Consider the following 16791-nt stretch of genomic DNA (forward strand, 5'->3'; position numbering starts at 1 on the left):
TCTCAGAGGGCATCGATGGGAATCTTGAGGTAGTGGACGCCGTTGGATTCGGCAGGCGGCAACTCGCCGGCCCGCATGTTCACCTGCACGGAGGGCAGCAGAAGCACGGGCATCGCCAGCGTGGCGTCGCGCTGCTCGCGCGTGGCCGCGAAGTCATCCTCGCTGATGCCGTCACGCACATGGATGTTGTGCGCACGCTCCTCGGCCACGGTGGTCTTCCATTGAAGCTCGCGCCCCCCGGGGCGGTAGTCGTGGCACATGTAGAGCACGGTCTCCGGCGGCAGCGACAGCACGCGGCCGATCGAGCGGAACAGTGTGCGCGCGTCGCCACCCGGAAAGTCGCAACGCGCCGTGCCATAGTCGGGCATGAACAGCGTGTCGCCCACGAAGGCTGCGGCAGGCGCTTCAGGTGTGGCGTTGTCCTGGACCAGATAGGTCATGCAAGCGGGCGTATGGCCGGGGGTATGCATGGCCCGCACCTGCAGCGTGCCGAGCATGAAGGTCTCGCCGTCGTCGAACAGACGATCAAACTGCCGGCCGTCACGCGCGAAGGCCGGCTCGGCGTTGAAGAGCTGGCCGAACACCTGCTGTACGGTACGGATGTTCGCCCCAATGCCGGTTCGGCCGCCCAGGCACGAATGGAGATACGGCGCGGCGCTCAGGTGATCTGCGTGCACATGCGTCTCCAGAATCCACTGGACGCTCGCCCCCAGTTCCCGCACGCGCTCGGCCATGCGGTCCGCGCCGGCGCGCGAGGTGCGGCCGGATTTAGGATCGTAGCCGAGCACGCTGTCGATGATGGCGCACTGACCGCTTTTCGTGTCCAGCACGATGTAGCTGAAGGTGCTGGTGTCCTCGTCAAAGAAGGGTTCGATCTTCACGGTGTCTTTGCCTCGCTGAATGTATGACCCGTCTGTTGTCGCCCAAGCTCCCTTGATCGGATGTTTGTGGGTCGTTCTCACATGCCAGATGGTGTCCGGGTCGAATTAACTCAAAATTAAAAACTTGCCGTCGCATGTTCTTGCCGACCGGCGGCCGAGTGAAGAAATCGCTTCCCCACCCGTAGACTCAGCCGGCCAGCGCGCGGCGGTTCCAGGGCATGCGCATCAGCACGCGCGCGAGCCCACAGAACCCCGAGACACCGGCGAAGACCAGCCCCGCGCCCACGAAGCCCGAAAGCACATGGAACCATGGCGAAATCGTGGCGCCCAGCACGGCACCCAGCACGATCAAGGACCCCGCAACAATCTGCACCTGCCGTTGCAGCTCCAGGGGTTGAGAGGCGTCCGCCACGACGGGCAGGCCGGCCTTCTTCCAGGCGTCCAGCCCGCCTTCAAGCACGTAGGCCTCGCAGGCCGTGCATGCCCCCAGCGTCGGGGCGTTCACCCGCGTCCGGTTGCCCGAGCGGCAGTGGAAGATGATTGCCGAAGCGCCGTCGAGCGGCAGGCCGCCGCTTCGCAAGCGGTCCATCGGCACATGGCGTGCCTGCGCGATGCGCTCACGGGCATGTTCGTCCGCCGCACGGATGTCCACCAGAACGGCACCCTGGTTCATGAGTTCGCTGGCAGCTTGGGGCGAGATGGATTTCAGGGACATGGCAATGGCCTCCGAGGGTGGATCAGGGACAGAAGATGGCCTTGAGCGTGGCGATGAGCTTGGCCACGTCGGGGTTGTCGATACGGTAGTGCAGGGTCTGCGACTCTCGCCGATAGGTCACCAGGCCTTCCTCGCGCATCTTGGCCAGGTGCTGGGACAAGGCGGACTGGCTCAGCGCCACGTTTTCGTGCAGGGCACCGACGGTCATCTCGCCATGCTCGATCAGCAGGCAGAGAACGAGCAGGCGATGCTCATTGCCGACCGTCCGCAGCATGGCCGCAGCCTTGGCCGCGCCGTCCTGTAGAAACGACTGGTCTTTCTTGTCAACCATCATGGCAGCTTGTATTTAACATGTATCTAATTTAGCATAAGCTAATAAAATATCAAGGCACTTCCTCGAAGGCAGGAAGTGCGGCAGGTCTTCCTGCCGGTGTTCTCATGCTGCGGCGTGGGTTCGCCTGACACCTCATTCCTGATTCGTTCATGACGCCACCTGCTTCGCTGCCACCGCCCGCTGCGACAGATGCCCGCCGCAATGTGGGCCTGCTGATGGCCGCCCAATCGCTGGGCGGCGCCGCGCCACCCATCATCATTTCGCTGGGCGGCATCGTGGGTCAGATGCTGGCCAGCAACCCTTCGCTGGCCACACTGCCGGTCAGCCTCTACAACCTGGGGCTGGCGCTGTCGACCATCCCTGCGGCCCTGCTGATGCGTCGTCTGGGCCGGCGCGCGGCCTATGCGTTGGGGGCGCTGCTGGGTTCGGTGTCCGGGCTCATCGCCGCATTGGGCGTCCTGTGGGGCAGTTTCGAGACCTTCTGCGTGGGCACGGCGATGGCTGGCTTCTACGGCGCGTGCGTGCAGAGCTACCGCTTCGCGGCCAGCGATGCGGTGCCGCCGCCGCAGCGCGCCACCGTCATCTCGCGCATCATGATCGGCGGCCTGATCGCCGCGGTCATCGGCCCGCAGGTCGTCATCTGGACGCGCGACGCCTGGCCCATGGCGCCGTTCGCTGGCAGCTTCCTCGGGCAGGCGGGCCTGGCGCTGCTGGCCTTGCCGCTGCTGCTGATGCTGCGCATGCCGCCGCCCCAGGCGTCCGCCGTCGTGGGCGCGGCGCGCCCGCTGGCAGTGATCGCGCGCAGTCCAGGCTTCGTCGTGGCCGTCACGGCGGGCATCGTGTCCTACGGCCTGATGGCTTTCATCATGACGGCCGCGCCGATGGCCATGGTGGGTTGCGGCCACACCGTGGGCGAGGCGGCGCTGGGCATCCAGTGGCACGTGCTCGCCATGTTTGCGCCGAGCTTCTTCACCGGCCACCTGATCGCGCGTTTCGGCAAGACCGCCATCACGGCGTGCGGACTGGTGTTGATCGGCACCTCTGGCCTGCTGGCCCTGGCCGGCCTCGAACTTCTGCACTTCTGGGGCTCGCTGATCCTGCTGGGCGTGGGCTGGAATTTCGGCTTCATCGGCGCCACGGCGCTGGTGACCGACTGCTACACCGCGCCCGAGCGCGCCAAGGTGCAGGCACTCAACGATTTCCTGGTGTTCGGCACCGTGGCCGTCGCCTCGTTCGGGTCGGGCCGGCTGCTGAACACCTCGGGCTGGGAAACCATCAACGGCCTGATGCTGCCCCTCATCGCGCTCGTGCTGGCCCTGCTGGGTTGGCTGGCTTGGCGCAACCGCCGGCAGTCGGCGGCGGCCGCTGCGCCATGAAGCCGTCTGGGTCCGGTCGAGCGTGCGGGTCAACCCGGTTTCATATTCGATGTTCCAAAACCATGAGGAGTTCGCGATGACGACAAGTTACCGGCAACTGACGCAGGACGTGGTGGCTCACCTGGCGCCCCTGCACAAGGGAGTGCCGCAGGTCATGAAGAGTTTTGGTGAGATGGGCAAGGCAGCGATCGCCGACGGCGCACTCGACGCCAAGACGAAAGAGCTGATCGCGTTGGCGATCGGCGTGGCCGCGCGGTGCGATGGCTGCATCGGCTTTCATGCCAAGGCATTGGTCAAGCTCGGCGCGACGGCTGCGGAGGTCCATGAGGCCCTGGGCGTGGCCATCTATATGGGAGGGGGTCCGTCGGCGATGTACGCATCGAACGCGGTGGCCGCCTTCAACGAGTTCGCGGCGCTGTCCAGCATTCCGGGCGCGCCGGCCAGCGCCCCGTAGCCTGGGCCCGGTCCGTCGTGCGGCGCCGCGGACCGCCTGCATCCGGTGCCAGAGCTTTGCACCCTCCAACTCGCATCCCCACAGTCGCTGTTTATCACAAGGACCTAGCCATGCAGACCACCGACTTCGTTGCGACCATTTTTGACGGAAGAAGCAATCCCAACAAGGTGACCGTGACCTTCATCATGGCGCTCAACGCGCTGCTCAAGGGACATACGGCGACCATCATCCTGATGGTGGAAGCCGTGGAACTGGGACAACCCGGCGCGGCCGCTGGATTGGACATCGGCAAGCCTTTCGAACCCGTTGCCGATCTGCTGGAGAAATTCTTGGAAAAGGGAGGTCGCATTGCCATCTGCGGCTCGTGCATGATCCACAACGGTATGACCGCCGCGCAGATGGACCCGCGTTTTAGCGTCATCAACGCACCCGATGTGGTGGAGTTGCTGATGGGCGCCAGGGGGTCCTTGCAAGTGACCTGAGCCCAGCCATGACGCGGTCGCGCATCGCTGGCCGAGGCCGGTAGCGCGCGTCTTGAAGATCAAGCATTCAGTTGGACCTTGTGCGCCTTCTTGTTCACGAAATCGCCCAGGCGCTCCTGCACATCGTCACCCTGCTGGATCATGGCCATCACCAGCCCCTCGGTGAACAGCCCGTCCGTGGCCGACATGTCGGCGATGCGGCTGATGGCGCTGACGATGGCGTAGTTTGAAAGGGGCGCATTGCCCGCGATCTTCTTTGCGAGGGTCAGGGCGAACTCGGGTGCGGGCGTGTCGCCTTTCGCGATGTCGCATACGTAGTGGGCCAAACCCAGTTCGCGGCCCTCCCGCGCATCGAGGACCCGTCCGGTGAGCATCATCTCCACCATGCGAGGGGCGGAGATGATCCGCGCAGTGCGCACCGTGGCGCCGCCGCCCGTGAAGATGCCTCGGGTGCCCTCGGGCAGTGCGAAGAAGGTGCGGCTGTCGGCAACGCGCACGTGGGCTGCGCTGGCCAGTTCCAGCCCGCCGCCCACGACCGCTCCCTGCAGGCAGGCGACCACGGGAATGCCGCCATGCTGGATCTTGTCGAACGCGCGGTGCCAGCCCTGGCAGACGCGCATGAACTCGACGCCGCTGCGTGCCTTGTCGTGATGTTCCTTGAGGTCCAGGCCGGCACAGAAGTGATCGCCCTTGGCCGTCAGGAGGATGGCCCGGATGTGGCTGGGCACCGCTGAGAAATAGGCGTCGATGGCGGCGATCGCTTCCTCATTGAGCGCGTTGCGCTTGTGCGCCATGTTGAGCGTGACGATGCCGATGTTGTCTTGTTCGGAGGTCAGCAGAATGGGCTCGGACATGAAGTTCTCCTTGCAGTGGGTCATGAACATGGTGGTCTGCGGCGGGCAGGTCGATATGCTCGGTCCGGCAGGCATCGGCCGCCTCGCCGCTGCGGTGACGGCATGGCCCGCACTGAAGCGGACCATCCGTTCAAGGCCGAGGATCTATGCCAATGTTGCCAATTCTTGCGCACTGAGCCTGGCCTGGGCGCGAAGTGCAGAGAGACCGCCGGAATCGCGGTCGAACCTCGCAGCCGATACTATTGAGGGGCCTTTACCTTTTCCATGCCCGTAGATTACTTACCGGGGATGCTGGGCTCAATTGCCAATAGCGCCGTGAAATTTGCAAAAACTGACAATCTCGTCAGGCCGCCAAGAGGACTTCCTGCGAGCCCAAATGCCGTCGCGGCGGCCACGGTCTCATGCGATCTGGTGGAGGACCTGCTGCGCAGCCTGCGCTCGCTGTGCTCGGACCAGGCCCTGGATCGCTGCCTGCAGCAGGCCGGCATCGTGAAGGCATTCATCAGCCACCCCGGCTCGCGTCTGACGCACGATCAACTGGTCGGGCTGTACCGACGAAGCGCCGCTGCCACCGGCGATGAAATGATGGGACTGTGGAGCCGGCCCATACGGACCGGCGCTTTGAAGTACATCGTCCGAGCGGTCATGGACGCGCCAAGCATCGAGGTAGCGCTGTATCGCTTCACGCAGGTCTGGAACCTGCTGCTGGACGACTACAGGCTGAGTCTCACGAAGGCAGACGCCTCCTTGCGCTTGGAACTTGTCCCGCGGTCTTCCAAAGCGGGGGGGAACCGATTCGGGCACGCACTGATGCTGAAGCTGACGCACGGCATCGTGTCATGGCTCGCCGGCCGAGAGGTCCCGGTGCGCAGTGTGGCCTTCGCTTTTCCACGCCCATCATTTGCAGCCGACTATTCGATCCTGTTTCCGGCCCCGATCGATTTCTGCGGACCCCTCTCTCAGATCACCTTTCACGCCGAACTCGCAAAGGTCCGGCCGAAACGCAGCGCGTCCGACGCGCGCAGCTTCCTGGAGCGGGCGCCGCGCGACTGGATTTTCACCTCCTACCACCAGCACGCCCTCCGGCTGAAGGTGCGTGAGCTGCTGCATGTGGATCTCGGACGGACGCTGGACGATGTTTCCAGCCGGCTGCACATGTCCTCGCGGACATTGATGCGCAAGCTGCAGCAGGAAGGGCTGTCGTTCCAGGGCATCAAGGATGAGTTGCGCAGGGATCTGGCCATCCTCCACCTTGTGCGCAACGACAGCTCACTGGAGGAGATATCCGATGCTTTGGGCTTCAGTGCCCCTGCCGTCTTCCACCGCGCGTTCCGCCACTGGACGGGTATGACCCCCGGACGATACCGGGCGGCGCAGCAGGGCATTTCCCATGGGGTTACGCTCTGACCTGTGCACCGAAGAGCGGGCATCCGGACCGCGCCCACTGGATATCCTCATTTCGCAGCCAGCGAGACTTCACGCCCCGCCTCCTCGTTGAAGAGGCACAAGTAGGGGTTGTTGGGCGGCACTCGCTCGAACAACGCACCGGGCTGCGTCAACAGGTAGCCGTGCAACTGCCGCGATTTGCGCGGCCCTGAGACGTGACAAGTCCAGATGTTCAGGCCGCTGGCCTGCTTGCGGTGCGCGGCCAGCTTCTCGAAGCGCTTTTGTGCCCACTGCCACGGCTCCAGTTTTTCCTGGCGGGCAATGGCTGCCAACTGCGGATGCTCTTGAGCGTATCGCTGGAACACTCCTGGGCTGACCAAGTATGCGGTATCGCTGACGGTATGCACGAGTGCCTTCGCGTCATTGATGATGAGCCGACGCGAGGCAATCCCCTGTTTCAGCCATGCCATGAAGTGCTCGCCAGATGGCTGCACCGTTGTCGCTGCTGGTGTGGCCGCGGGCGCCGGTGATGAGGGTGAAGATGCCACGATCGATGGTGGTGGTGCTTCAGGGCGTGTGGCAGAGAGTTCGGTGGGGATGGTTGACTCATCCTGCTGTGTGGCGGACGAATCGCCCATTCCTACCATCGTCAGCAGATCCTCCATGACGTCGGGCATGGCCTCAGCCAGGGGGGCGATAATTGGGTCAGCAGCGCTGCCGCCTTCCCATGGCGGCGATTCCTGACCTCCTGGGGTCGGTTTCGCCGCGACCTCCGGCGACGATGCCGCAGCGGCGTGCTTCTCGACAGGTGACGTGTCGATCGCTACCGTCCCGGCGAACGGCGCCGGTCGCTCGCCAGCCTCCCAGATCAGCGCAGGTGCGAGGCGCAGCAGCGTGAATGAGTGGGTCCAGCCGGCGTTGCTGGTCACGGTCGCCCGCCAGACCGCCTTCCCGTCCAGTGTGGGCTGCAACATGCCGTGGTCCTGCAGCACGTTGAAGACGGCGGTGTTGTTCGCAGGGATGCCATCGATGCCCTGCGATAACAGGTGCGCGCGCAGCTTGTCCGAGACCGTCTTGCTCACCAGCCACAAGGCATCCTCGGTGAGCCAGCCATCGGAGGCCTCGGGCTGATTCAACTTCAACTCTTCCTTGAGCAGGTAGCGCAACCCGTCAAGCAGCTTGCGTTGCAGCGCGTGCTTGGGCGCGGCCATGGCGCGCGCCGGATCGCCGCCCAGTTCCTGGGCCACGGAGGCGCGGTCGGCCTGCACCACGAGTTCGCCCAGCACACCGGCATGCTCGTACTGGCCGGCCAGGACGTAGAGCAGCGGTCCCCACAGGTCGCGATAGTCACTGAGCCAGTCCAGGAGTTGGGTGTCCAGCAGTTGGCGGTAGAGCAAGCCCGTCGCCGCGCTGTGCAGGCGGTATTCGCGATCGTCGCGGTAGCGGAAGCGGTACGGCTGGTGCAGCGGACCGTACCACGGGTGCCACAGCGAGCCATCGGCCAGTTCGACGTGCAGATCGACGGCGATCTTGCCGATGTCGTGCAACAACGCGGCATAGGCGACCGCAGCAGTCCAGGCTTCAGCCTGCGCAGCTTGGTCCTCGGGGCTTGCGCCGATGGGAAGCAGATGGGACTGCCGCAGCTTGAGGGCATAGGCAACGATCTCCAGGCCATGGTCGAGCATCCCGCCCGGGTACGCATGATGATGCGATTCGGAAGCCGGGAAGGCCTGAACCAGTTCGGCGTAGCGCTCCAGCGGCGCGCGGTACAGGACGGCGAACTGCTTGCGCGACAGAGACGTGCGCTGCCAGATGTGCTCCAGCAGCTTCTGCCGACGCGGGGTGGCCAGCAGCGATGCGGCCGACTCGGGCCGCATCAACCCTTTCGGGAGGTCGGATGCGGGTGGTGGCGTTGGAGCGGTAGCGACCGCGGGCCGTTTTCGCTGGAACAGGGAAAGCATGTGGGTGTCCTGATGACGGGCCGATCGGGAGGCCTTTTGGCCTTTTCGAGGTAGGGCCTTTCCCCTTGCACCCCGTTCCCTTGCCATTTCGGCCCTCTGGCCTTTCACCGTTTCGGTATAGCGGGGCACGGGATGCGATTCCAGCGTCAATGGGGAACTCGGTGGAATGGATTGGACGGCGAGCCGGTGCTGGTCGCGCTCTATGCTGAGTGGACGCCGCTTCCGCCGGGCAGGTTCTCGAAAGGCGACAAAGTTGACAAAAGCGACAATAGAGACTAGAGTGAATCCTGTCTCAAACCTGCCTGGGAGATCACCATGCCCAATGCCATTGAATTCATTGCCGATCGCCTGCCGCGCGTCACGGTGGAGGATGTGCGCCGCTTCGCGGATACCGTCGAAATCCGGGATGCGCCGGCTTTCGCGGCCGAGTTGCAGGCTTTCATTCACGAGCGCGTGGAGGCGGTGAAGCTGCCCGCCAACTTGGACGGAGAGACGGTGGGGCAGGCCCTGGCACGCAAGGCGGCCGCGCTGCGCACCGAAACGCGCTGGGCACCGACTGAAACCGACGTCCAGCGAGGCCGCGCCGTGTTGCTGGAAGCCTTCAACCAGCCGCATAACCTGCCGATCCCCGAGTACGCCAAGCTGGCGGACAAGTCGCGCCAGCAGATCTACAAGGACATCCTCGCCCGTCGGCTGTTGGCGCTGAACGTGGGGCCGCGCGGTCAGAAGCTGCCCGACTGGCAGCTCGACCCGGTAAAGCAGCAGTTGACCCAAACCGTGCTTCAGGAGGTCGAGGGCATCGACCCCTGGACGATCTACCGCGCGCTGTCCGAACCGCTCGAAGGCTTGGGCGGCCGCTCGCCGGTGGATGCGGTGACGCACAGCACGATCGATGACGTGGCCGATGCCGTGTTCAACGTACTGGGCGTTCAGGTGCATTGAAGCGAGATCGCCATGAGCCACGAGCTGCCTTCGTTCCTGATCGATGCCGGTGAACTGCTCCAGCATGTGAGCCGCGTCGTCTATCGGGGCAGCCCGCTGTACTATGGCCGCAGCAGCACCAATCGCTACGATGACCCGGCGCGGGCCTACGGCGTGCTCTACCTGGGGCGCGACCTGCCCACGGCGCTGATGGAGTCGGTGTTTCATAAGCACCAGTGGCTTGCGGACACGAAGCGCTCGATCGCGCTGAAAGAAGTCCAGGCCCGGATGGTGCGCGCAGTAGGCGTGATGGACGATGTGCTCTTGGCCGACCTCACGGCGCCGGGCGTCATGGCGGGCTACTTCGGCCTGAACCTGGAGCAGTTGGCCAGCCGCGACTACACGCACACGCAGCAAGTGTCCGCCCAGGTGCATGCAATTCTCGGAGACGACGGCCAAGCGCTGTTCGACGGGGTGCTCTATCCGTCGCGCAACAACTATCCCGCCAAGAGCATCGCCCTGTTCGAGCGTGCGGCAGCAAAGGTAGGCGTTGTCGATGACATCGACCTGGTGGACCATGTGGACTGGCCGCACTTCGTTGCCACGTATCGCGTCGACGTGGAGCCTGACCCCGGCCCGGTGGAACCGGATGACGAAGCGTCATGAAGCACTTTGAAGCCCGCAGCAGAATGAAATGGACCAAATTGGAATAGGCATCCCTCAGTAGCAGGAGACGACCATGAGCACCACGACCCGCATCAGCACTGCGGAACGCCTCGGCCGCGCCCTTGGCCGCGGGTGGCGCGCCTATGCGCGCAGCGAACGTCGGGCGTCGAACTGGTTGGTGTCCAAGGGTGTGCCGTTGGCTGCCGCCGCCGCGCTGCTGTGGGCCGGCAAACTGGCTGTCCTGGGGCTGCTGCTCTACGTTGCTTTCTGGCTGGCGTTGCTGCTGGTCGCGCTGGTGTTTGTGGCCCGGGGGCACGATACCGTCGAATGGGAGCCGCCCGAACCAGAGTGGCGGCACGGGCACGCCGGTTTTGGCCTCTATACCCACGATGAGTATCGGATAGATTCACATGATCCATCTGATGAGACCTAGCGAAGAAGCAAGGCACTACTTCCTCTTGCTGGGTGTCGATGCCCACTTCATAGCGCCGCCAAAGGCCATGTCGGCGGCTTTGCCGCCGGCCGCTTTGGCGCCTGCCGTACCAGCAGCAAGCCCTTGCAACATGCCCCCCACGGCGTAGCCCGCCCATCCCAAGGCGGTTACCCAGAACAAGGGCAGCACGATGAACATCGTCGCCATGACGAAATTCAACAGCATGTCTCCGAAGGCATTGTTGAGGCCCATGACCGGATCGAAATTCGTATGCGGCCGGTTCCATCCCCAGCCCCATCCGTAGAGCGCGTCCAGAATGGTGCTGTCGATCCAGCGCGCGAGTTGGAACCAGAAATCCACGAAGAACAGCGCAAACTGCACCACGCTGACCGTCACGAGTGTTTTCAGGTTGTAGGTGCTAACCATGAGCACCACCGGAATGCAGACAACCAGCGCCATCTTCAAGAGCGCCAGCACCATCGGAAGAGCCTGGCGCATTGCATCCATGGAGGGGAAGTAGCCCAGCGAGCCTACCGCCAGTCCTACGTCGGCCGCCGCCCGGGTGATGATGTTTGGGTCGGTCATTTCGATCTGGCCACCGTAGTCCGTATAGACGCTGCCTTGGTTCAGCTTCTGCTGTCGCGGTGACGCGATCGCGCGGATCACCGAATCGTCCACCTCGGCACGGCTCAGGAAGCCAGCCCAGCCCGCCAGGCGATTGAGCAGGCTCGGGTCCACCTGACCCAGCAAGCGTGCCCGCAGTCCATTGCTGCCATCGGCCCACCATTGCCTGCAGGTCGGATAGCCGCCGCCGCTGGCCACCTGCGCAAGCCCTGCGTCGCGCGTGCTGTCATAGGGCCAGTCCTCGCGCGGGGTGCTGGAACGGTATGTGTCGTAGTAGCCGTTCGTGTCCGTGAAGAAGCGTGAGCCGATCCAGGTTACGTCGTGCAGCTGCTGCTCATCGAGTTGAGGCCGCTGCATGAACAATTTCGCCCGCGCAGCCCCATAGCAATCCCGCGAGAAATCCGCTACTTCCTGAGCCAACACTGGGTCGTCAATGCGAGTCGCGTCGATCTCCATGCGCATCTGCCGCAGGTCCGTGCCGCACGGGATCGCTGCCACTGAAGCGCCCGTGACGGCGCGCGAGAGCGCGTGCATGAACGCCCACCACACCGGCACCTTCGCCGACTGGTTGTTGATGGTGCTGAAAGATTGCGACCAGCCGGTATTCGAGGGCTGCGGCACACTGACCTGGCATTGCGCCGAGCGCGAGCTGTCGTACTGGATGGTGTTGAGGTCCACGTCGATGAACGGGATGCCCGCGAACATCACCACCACGATGGCGACGAAGACCCGGTTCTCGATGCGGGCGGCGCTCAGCACGCCTTTATTGCCCTCGTCGGCGCCTTCTGCACGGGCCTTCAACCACTCCTGCACGATGATCGCCACGAAAGGCAGCGCGAAGACGCCGCTGGATACCAGCACGGCCCAGATGCCGTTGTTGACGATCCAGGACACCAGCGTAAGGTAATACTCCAGGTAGTCGGTCGTGAACAGAGTCATGGCCCGAATCTCCTCTCAGCCCTGCATCAACAGGCTGGCTTCCAGCGCCACGATGGCGACGACGCCTGCGATCTCGGTGCGCACCAGGCGGTGCCGCGCCTGGGCGTCGTCCTCACGTACCAGCAGCCGGCGGCGCATCCAGATCCACCCGTACACCGTCGCCCCGTATAGACACAGCCGCCACACGAATAAGTAACCCGCAGCGGCGGCGAGCCACCGCTCCCAGCCGGCAACGCTGCCGACCAGGTAGATGCCGGCGATGTTGGCCGCGACCGCGGCGGCAACGATCAGCACCGTCCACAGCAGCGCCTTCGCCGCGCGCCGGCTGAACAGCCAGCGCAAGGGGCGCCAAGTCATGCGCGCCGCGCTCATGGCCTGGCTCCTGGATTGCCCTTCTGCAACTGGTCGAGGCGGTCGGGTACCGGATCACCCTCGTAGATGCCGCGCGAGCCTGCCGCGCGCGTACCGTGCCGCTGGATGATGGCCATCGGTGAGTTGTTTGCCAGCTCGCGCCGAAGCTCCAGCTCCGTCTTCAGGTTGCGGATCTCCCGGTCGAGCGTGTCGCTCTCGTGGTTCACGGCCTTGACCGCGAGTTCGTTGGCTGCGACGTTGGGCTCCTTCTTGCCCGTGAGCAGCGTGCGCTGGAGCAGCAGCGCTTTTTCCAGCACCGACGACAGCGCCACCTCCGACGCGAGGCGCCGCGCCAGAAGGTCCTGGTCCGGCTCGTCGCGCAGCGCCTCGATCACGCCACGCGTGATTGGCAGCGACGTGCTGCCAGCCTCGCGCAGGTTCTCAAAGGTGGTAGTGCGCGTGCCGGAAACCAGCTCCTGAAGGACCTCCAGCTTCGCCTCGTACTCTTCCTGGATCAGCGGCGTCAGCCCGACGCCGGGCACCGTCTCGGTCTTGGTGCAGGAGTCGCAGGTGCGCTGCACCTGCTCTCCGAGGACCCGCGTGGCCCATTCGGTCGCCTGCTGCGGCGACGTCCAGGTCTGGCAGGACAGGCTCGCACAACTGGCGGACGCGATGGAGGATGTGTCCGTCACGCCACGACCGTTGACCAGGTTGTAGCCCGCGCGGGTGACGTCGCCGACCACCCGGATGGCGGACTGGCCTGCGCCACCAGCATTGCTGCCACCCACCCAGGGCACGCCGTCGTTGCCGCGGCGCGTCTCGGCCTGCTCGACGGCCGACACGGCATCGTTGCTGCCAACCGCGTCACGCAAGGCCATGCCTTCGGCCATCTGGCTCCAGCCAAGCTGGCCACCCGCTGTCTCGGCCATCTTCTCCGCCATGGCGCGGCACGTCAGCTTGGAGCGGTCGAAGTCCAGCCGCGCCTGCAGCACGCCGTTGGTCAGCAGGTTGTACAGGCCCGGATCGGCGCGCTGAATGATCAGCGCCGGCAGGGACGCTACCGCGCTGGTGGCGCTCTGGATTACGTTGCTCATGATCTGCTGAAAGCCGTTCGTGATGCCGTTGAGCTGATTGCGCAGCGTGGTCTGGATGCTCATGTCGCCGCAGATCAGGTTGCTGTTCCACCCCACACCGACCCCGATGGAGCGCATGCCGGCCGCGCGGCCCATGGACACCGCGCTGCCGCCGCCGATCGAGTACATGACGTCATCGCCAATGACGGGGCCGCTGTTCTGGTATCCGACCTGTGCCCACGCCAGGCCGCAGACCAGGGCGAGCGTGCCGGCCAGTGCCGTCGGGCGCAGCAGGCGGCACGCCTTGGTGGACAGGTTCTTCGGTTCAGGACGCTTCATCGTGGCACCTCAGAGGAAATCGACGCTGCCGAGGAACACCTGGCCCCGGCGTTCGCAGCACGCATACGGACGCCACAGCGCCCACGCGTAGTCGCCTTGCTGGGCTTGGGTCAGCGTGCCGCTGTGGGGGAACACCACGCAGGTGTTCGACAGGCGCGGCGTCAGTTCCTGCCACTTGCCGGTCGAGGCATCACCTTCCATCAGCGCGCCGGCCGGCCAGTAGCCATCACGCGCGTTGGCGAGCAGCGGCTGGTACACGTGCAACTGCCCGCGCCGCGTGACGACGTCACCGGCGCGCTGAGCCACGACCGCCCCGGATTTGTGGTCGTCGGTCTGGTGCAGGAAGCCGCCGCGCGGATAGACATTGCCCCAGAGGTTCATCGTGGTGCGCGCACCGACCTCGCGCCGGCCCGGGATCAGCGCCTCCGGGTAGGCCATCTCGGGCACGTTGTAGCGCCAGGCCAGCGTGTCCAAGGTGCTGAGCAGATACGGCATGAAGGCCGTTCCCGCGCCTTGGCAAAAATAGCCCGAGGACGAGGCGAACTGGTTGAACACCTCGCCGCCGGGATGGCCGATGACATCGGCGTTCTTGAATTTGGCGAGGTTGTTTTCGTGGTCTTCGTTGGTGGTGCCGTCGCCGCCTGCCTGGGCCGAGGCGTTCGGCATGCTCATCGCTCGCACTTCGACCCAGGGGTTCTCTCCGGTGTTGCTGTAGCTGGAGACGACCGCATCGGGGACGTAGTGCCGGACCTTGGTGGACGTGCGCACCGAGCAGCCGCCATAGGTGCAATACAGCCAGTAGCAGATGCCCACCACCCGGTACTCCAGGCAGTCCGGCGACATGACGGAGGACACGATGGTGACGGTGTTCAGGGCGTAGCTGCCCGTGGCGCTGACCAGCAGCAGCGAGGCCACGGCGACGCGCAGGCGGCGCAGCAGGTCGAATGGGCGATAGGTCACGGTTGCCTCCTCCGGTGCTGCTCGATGCAGGACACGGCCCGGGCCACGTCAGGCTCGCCATAGACCACATAGCGTTGGTCCACCACGACGGCCGGGATGGTCGTGACACCCAAACTCCATGCGTCGGTGATGCCCTGGTAGGCGGTGCCAATGCGGCGCTGAAGGTCGGTGCCGCCTTGGTTCAGGCGTTGCCGGACGATGGCTGCTGCGCGCTCGGGGTCGGCTGGCAGATCTGCGGAAAGCTCTGCTTCGAGCCCGGATGCCCGGTCCAGCTCGATCAGCCGCTCGCCGCCCATGGTCTTGACCGGGTGGCGGCTGTCGGTGACGACCACCACGTCGGCGGCGAACGCGGCCGGGCTGAATGCCGCGAACGACGCCGGCAGCACGATGGCCAGGCCAAGGGTTCGCCAGCCTGGTGCGAACCGGGTAAAAGCTCCTGGCATGTCTTGCACCCCGGAAGTTGATCAGGGCCATAGTCAAACGCCGAACCCCATGCGGCCCCAACAAACAATGCGCATCGCGGCCACCCCGCATACCTGCTTGTGTCGCCGCGCAGAAAAATGCGGAGGCCGAAGCCTCCGCGCTGATCAACGAAGCAGTACAACCCTTACAGCAGGCCGGACTCCGCAAAGGAGAACGGGGCACCCTGGCCGACGATGATGTGGTCCAGTACCCGCACATCGATGAGCGCCAGCGCGGCCTGCAGTTGCTGGGTCAGCATGCGATCCGCGCTCGACGGCTCGGAAATGCCCGAGGGGTGCTGGTGCGCGAAGACCACCGCGGCCGCATTCAACTGCAGAACACGCTGCACAACGACACGCGGATAGACCGAAGTCGCGTTGATCGTGCCCCTGAACAGCGGCTCGTAGGCCAGTACCTGGTGCATGCTGTCCAGGAACACAGCGACGAATATTTCGTTGGGCTCGGCCACCAGCTTCACGCGCAGGTAGTCGCGCACGGCCGTGGGGTCGAGGAGTTTCGGACCCGCTTTGAAAACCCGCTTCTCCAGCAGCGCAATGGCTTGCTGGATGATCCAGTCCTCGTGCTGGGCAGCGATGGCGGAAAGCGACTCCAGGCAGGAGTCATTGACGACGAAAGACATGGCGAACCTCCAAATGGTGAGATCGGAGGGCGCGCGCCCGGGGAGGGCAAGCCCTCCTGGGGAACGAACAAGGTGCATCCATCACCGCGGTGGCGGTGATCGTTCGCGGCCAGGATGCGAGGCGAACGGGTTGCGGTCAGCGCAGCGGACTGCGCCGTAGCCTTGAAGACCGGGGCTACCTGGGCATGTCGCCGACGACGTCGGCAGGCATTTCCGATGTGGGTATGGCGGCGGGATCGCCGGCCGCGAGCATGTCCATGGCCGACAGCAAGGCATCGCCCTCGATCGGGCCCTGCAGCAGGATCGCCTTGCCGGTTTCGCGATCGTGCAGCCGCAGCGATGGCGTGGCGATCACGCCGCTGTTCGTGGCTTCCGCCGTCTGGGCGCGGATCGGTGCATCGGGCCGCTCGCTCGCCAGACACTGCTCGATCGCTGGAGTGAGGTCGGGGTAGCGCAGCCCTTCAGGCAAGCCCTGGCCGTCGCTCCGCGTGTGGGCATAGACCCATTCGACGGCCTGCCAAAAGGCGGCATGGCTGCCGGCTTCGCCCGCGCATTCCGCCAGGCGCGCTTCGGCGGACGCGGCTGGCTCATGCGCGGCCAACGGCAGGTGGTGCCATTGCAAGGTCACGTCCGCATTGCCGGCCACCCAACGCTTGAGCACTGGAAAATAGGACCGGCAGAACGGGCATTCGAGGTCCGCGTAGAGCGTCAGCGTGAAACGCCCTTCCGGATTGCCCATCTGCCACGGAGGCCGAGCCACCTGCGTGTCGCTGACTGGCGCCGAAGTCTGAGGTGTGGACCCGCCTGGCGAACGTGACACGAGCCAGATCAGCAGCAGCGCAACCAGCACCGCGGCCAATGCCCAGGGCCAGCGGAACTGCCAGCGCCGACGACGGAACGCCTGGACCTGCATCGGAATGGATGGGCGTTTCTGTTCCAT

Annotated in this window: 19 protein-coding genes; 7 read left to right on the plus strand and 12 right to left on the minus strand. The window is 65.0% G+C overall.

Annotation, left to right across the window (positions count from 1 at the left end; genetic code table 11):
- Positions 1-2: 2 nt before the first annotated feature.
- The 3 genes from EV675_RS15590 to EV675_RS15600 all read right to left on the minus strand — a co-directional run bounded on the left by EV675_RS15590 (position 3) and on the right by EV675_RS15600 (position 1930).
- A complete protein-coding gene (locus EV675_RS15590) occupies positions 3-881 on the minus strand; it encodes an MBL fold metallo-hydrolase (RefSeq protein ID WP_003149790.1) in 879 nt (292 codons plus the stop codon).
- A gap of 187 nt (positions 882-1068) precedes the next feature.
- Positions 1069-1596 carry a rhodanese family protein gene (locus EV675_RS15595; protein WP_004350638.1) on the minus strand — a complete coding sequence of 176 codons (528 nt, stop codon included), beginning with the start codon at positions 1594-1596 and terminating at the stop codon, positions 1069-1071.
- A gap of 22 nt (positions 1597-1618) precedes the next feature.
- Positions 1619-1930: an ArsR/SmtB family transcription factor gene (locus EV675_RS15600; RefSeq protein WP_003149789.1), complete on the minus strand. Its 312-nt coding sequence runs from the start codon at positions 1928-1930 to the stop codon at positions 1619-1621.
- A gap of 149 nt (positions 1931-2079) precedes the next feature.
- Between EV675_RS15600 and EV675_RS15605 the strand changes: the two genes are divergently transcribed.
- From EV675_RS15605 to EV675_RS15615, 3 genes are all read left to right on the plus strand, one after another.
- Positions 2080-3306 (plus strand): MFS transporter, encoded by a 1227-nt coding sequence (locus EV675_RS15605; protein WP_004350634.1) that lies wholly within the window; start codon positions 2080-2082, stop codon positions 3304-3306.
- A gap of 76 nt (positions 3307-3382) precedes the next feature.
- Positions 3383-3760, plus strand: a complete 378-nt coding sequence (locus EV675_RS15610) for a carboxymuconolactone decarboxylase family protein (protein WP_004350630.1) — start codon at positions 3383-3385, stop codon at positions 3758-3760.
- Positions 3761-3870: 110 nt separating this feature from the next.
- Positions 3871-4242, plus strand: coding sequence for a DsrE family protein (locus EV675_RS15615; protein ID WP_003149783.1), 372 nt, complete (start codon positions 3871-3873; stop codon positions 4240-4242).
- Between the two features lie 59 nt (positions 4243-4301).
- Here the strand turns inward: EV675_RS15615 and EV675_RS15620 are convergent, their stop codons facing one another.
- Positions 4302-5096: a crotonase/enoyl-CoA hydratase family protein gene (locus tag EV675_RS15620; RefSeq protein WP_004350627.1), complete on the minus strand. Its 795-nt coding sequence runs from the start codon at positions 5094-5096 to the stop codon at positions 4302-4304.
- 411 nt (positions 5097-5507) lie between these two features.
- Between EV675_RS15620 and EV675_RS15625 the strand changes: the two genes are divergently transcribed.
- Positions 5508-6503 carry an AraC family transcriptional regulator gene (locus EV675_RS15625; protein WP_004350625.1) on the plus strand — a complete coding sequence of 332 codons (996 nt, stop codon included), beginning with the start codon at positions 5508-5510 and terminating at the stop codon, positions 6501-6503.
- A gap of 47 nt (positions 6504-6550) precedes the next feature.
- On the opposite strand, the gene mobH is transcribed toward EV675_RS15625, so the two are convergent.
- Positions 6551-8443, minus strand: a complete 1893-nt coding sequence (gene mobH, locus EV675_RS15630; protein ID WP_004350623.1) for a MobH family relaxase — start codon at positions 8441-8443, stop codon at positions 6551-6553.
- Between the two features lie 315 nt (positions 8444-8758).
- On the opposite strand from mobH, the gene EV675_RS15635 reads away from it, so the two are divergent.
- The 3 genes from EV675_RS15635 (at position 8759) to EV675_RS15645 (ending at position 10463) form a co-directional block, all read left to right on the plus strand.
- Entirely contained in the window at positions 8759-9385 is a 627-nt protein-coding gene (locus EV675_RS15635) for a hypothetical protein (protein WP_003149774.1), read from the plus strand.
- Positions 9386-9397: 12 nt separating this feature from the next.
- Positions 9398-10030 carry an RES family NAD+ phosphorylase gene (locus tag EV675_RS15640; RefSeq protein WP_003149772.1) on the plus strand — a complete coding sequence of 211 codons (633 nt, stop codon included), beginning with the start codon at positions 9398-9400 and terminating at the stop codon, positions 10028-10030.
- Positions 10031-10103: 73 nt separating this feature from the next.
- On the plus strand, positions 10104-10463 hold the full coding sequence (locus EV675_RS15645) for a DUF3742 family protein (protein ID WP_003149770.1): 360 nt from the start codon (positions 10104-10106) through the stop codon (positions 10461-10463).
- A 15-nt stretch (positions 10464-10478) separates the two neighbouring features.
- Here EV675_RS15645 and EV675_RS15650 read toward each other — a convergent pair whose 3' ends face one another.
- The 7 genes from EV675_RS15650 to EV675_RS15680 form a co-directional block, all read right to left on the minus strand.
- Entirely contained in the window at positions 10479-12026 is a 1548-nt protein-coding gene (locus EV675_RS15650; protein ID WP_004350620.1) for a conjugal transfer protein TraG N-terminal domain-containing protein, read from the minus strand.
- Positions 12027-12041: 15 nt separating this feature from the next.
- Positions 12042-12398, minus strand: coding sequence for a hypothetical protein (locus EV675_RS15655; RefSeq protein ID WP_003149767.1), 357 nt, complete (start codon positions 12396-12398; stop codon positions 12042-12044).
- Complete coding sequence (locus tag EV675_RS15660) at positions 12395-13789, minus strand: integrating conjugative element protein (protein WP_003149765.1); 1395 nt, start codon at positions 13787-13789, stop codon at positions 12395-12397. The genes EV675_RS15655 and EV675_RS15660 overlap by 4 nt, the downstream gene beginning before the upstream one ends.
- Positions 13790-13798: 9 nt before the next feature.
- Positions 13799-14749, minus strand: a complete 951-nt coding sequence (locus EV675_RS15665; protein ID WP_004350617.1) for a TIGR03756 family integrating conjugative element protein — start codon at positions 14747-14749, stop codon at positions 13799-13801.
- Positions 14746-15192 carry a TIGR03757 family integrating conjugative element protein gene (locus EV675_RS15670; RefSeq protein WP_004350615.1) on the minus strand — a complete coding sequence of 149 codons (447 nt, stop codon included), beginning with the start codon at positions 15190-15192 and terminating at the stop codon, positions 14746-14748. Before EV675_RS15670 ends, EV675_RS15665 begins: the two co-directional genes overlap by 4 nt.
- A 164-nt stretch (positions 15193-15356) precedes the next feature.
- Positions 15357-15851 (minus strand): RadC family protein, encoded by a 495-nt coding sequence (radC, locus tag EV675_RS15675; protein WP_003149760.1) that lies wholly within the window; start codon positions 15849-15851, stop codon positions 15357-15359.
- Positions 15852-16026: 175 nt separating this feature from the next.
- The gene (locus EV675_RS15680; protein ID WP_130358237.1) at positions 16027-16791 is read right to left on the minus strand and encodes a DsbA family protein; all 765 of its coding nucleotides are present in this window, start codon (positions 16789-16791) and stop codon (positions 16027-16029) included.

Source organism: Pigmentiphaga kullae, from assembly GCF_004216695.1.
Taxonomy (GTDB): Bacteria; Pseudomonadota; Gammaproteobacteria; order Burkholderiales; family Burkholderiaceae_B; genus Pigmentiphaga; species Pigmentiphaga kullae.

Bases quoted from the DNA above. Each gene is read 5' to 3' on its own strand.
- EV675_RS15595 (WP_004350638.1), bottom strand. From the start codon at position 1,596: ATGTCCCTGAAATCCATCTCGCCCCAAGCTGCCAGCGAACTCATGAAC.
- EV675_RS15600 (WP_003149789.1), bottom strand. From the start codon at position 1,930: ATGATGGTTGACAAGAAAGACCAGTCGTTTCTACAGGACGGCGCGGCC.
- EV675_RS15605 (WP_004350634.1), top strand. From the start codon at position 2,080: ATGACGCCACCTGCTTCGCTGCCACCGCCCGCTGCGACAGATGCCCGC.
- EV675_RS15610 (WP_004350630.1), top strand. From the start codon at position 3,383: ATGACGACAAGTTACCGGCAACTGACGCAGGACGTGGTGGCTCACCTG.
- EV675_RS15615 (WP_003149783.1), top strand. From the start codon at position 3,871: ATGCAGACCACCGACTTCGTTGCGACCATTTTTGACGGAAGAAGCAAT.
- EV675_RS15620 (WP_004350627.1), bottom strand. From the start codon at position 5,096: ATGTCCGAGCCCATTCTGCTGACCTCCGAACAAGACAACATCGGCATC.
- mobH (WP_004350623.1), bottom strand. From the start codon at position 8,443: ATGCTTTCCCTGTTCCAGCGAAAACGGCCCGCGGTCGCTACCGCTCCA.
- EV675_RS15635 (WP_003149774.1), top strand. From the start codon at position 8,759: ATGCCCAATGCCATTGAATTCATTGCCGATCGCCTGCCGCGCGTCACG.
- EV675_RS15640 (WP_003149772.1), top strand. From the start codon at position 9,398: ATGAGCCACGAGCTGCCTTCGTTCCTGATCGATGCCGGTGAACTGCTC.
- EV675_RS15645 (WP_003149770.1), top strand. From the start codon at position 10,104: ATGAGCACCACGACCCGCATCAGCACTGCGGAACGCCTCGGCCGCGCC.
- EV675_RS15650 (WP_004350620.1), bottom strand. From the start codon at position 12,026: ATGACTCTGTTCACGACCGACTACCTGGAGTATTACCTTACGCTGGTG.
- EV675_RS15655 (WP_003149767.1), bottom strand. From the start codon at position 12,398: ATGAGCGCGGCGCGCATGACTTGGCGCCCCTTGCGCTGGCTGTTCAGC.
- EV675_RS15660 (WP_003149765.1), bottom strand. From the start codon at position 13,789: ATGAAGCGTCCTGAACCGAAGAACCTGTCCACCAAGGCGTGCCGCCTG.
- EV675_RS15670 (WP_004350615.1), bottom strand. From the start codon at position 15,192: ATGCCAGGAGCTTTTACCCGGTTCGCACCAGGCTGGCGAACCCTTGGC.
- radC (WP_003149760.1), bottom strand. From the start codon at position 15,851: ATGTCTTTCGTCGTCAATGACTCCTGCCTGGAGTCGCTTTCCGCCATC.
- EV675_RS15680 (WP_130358237.1), bottom strand. From the start codon at position 16,791: ATGGAACAGAAACGCCCATCCATTCCGATGCAGGTCCAGGCGTTCCGT.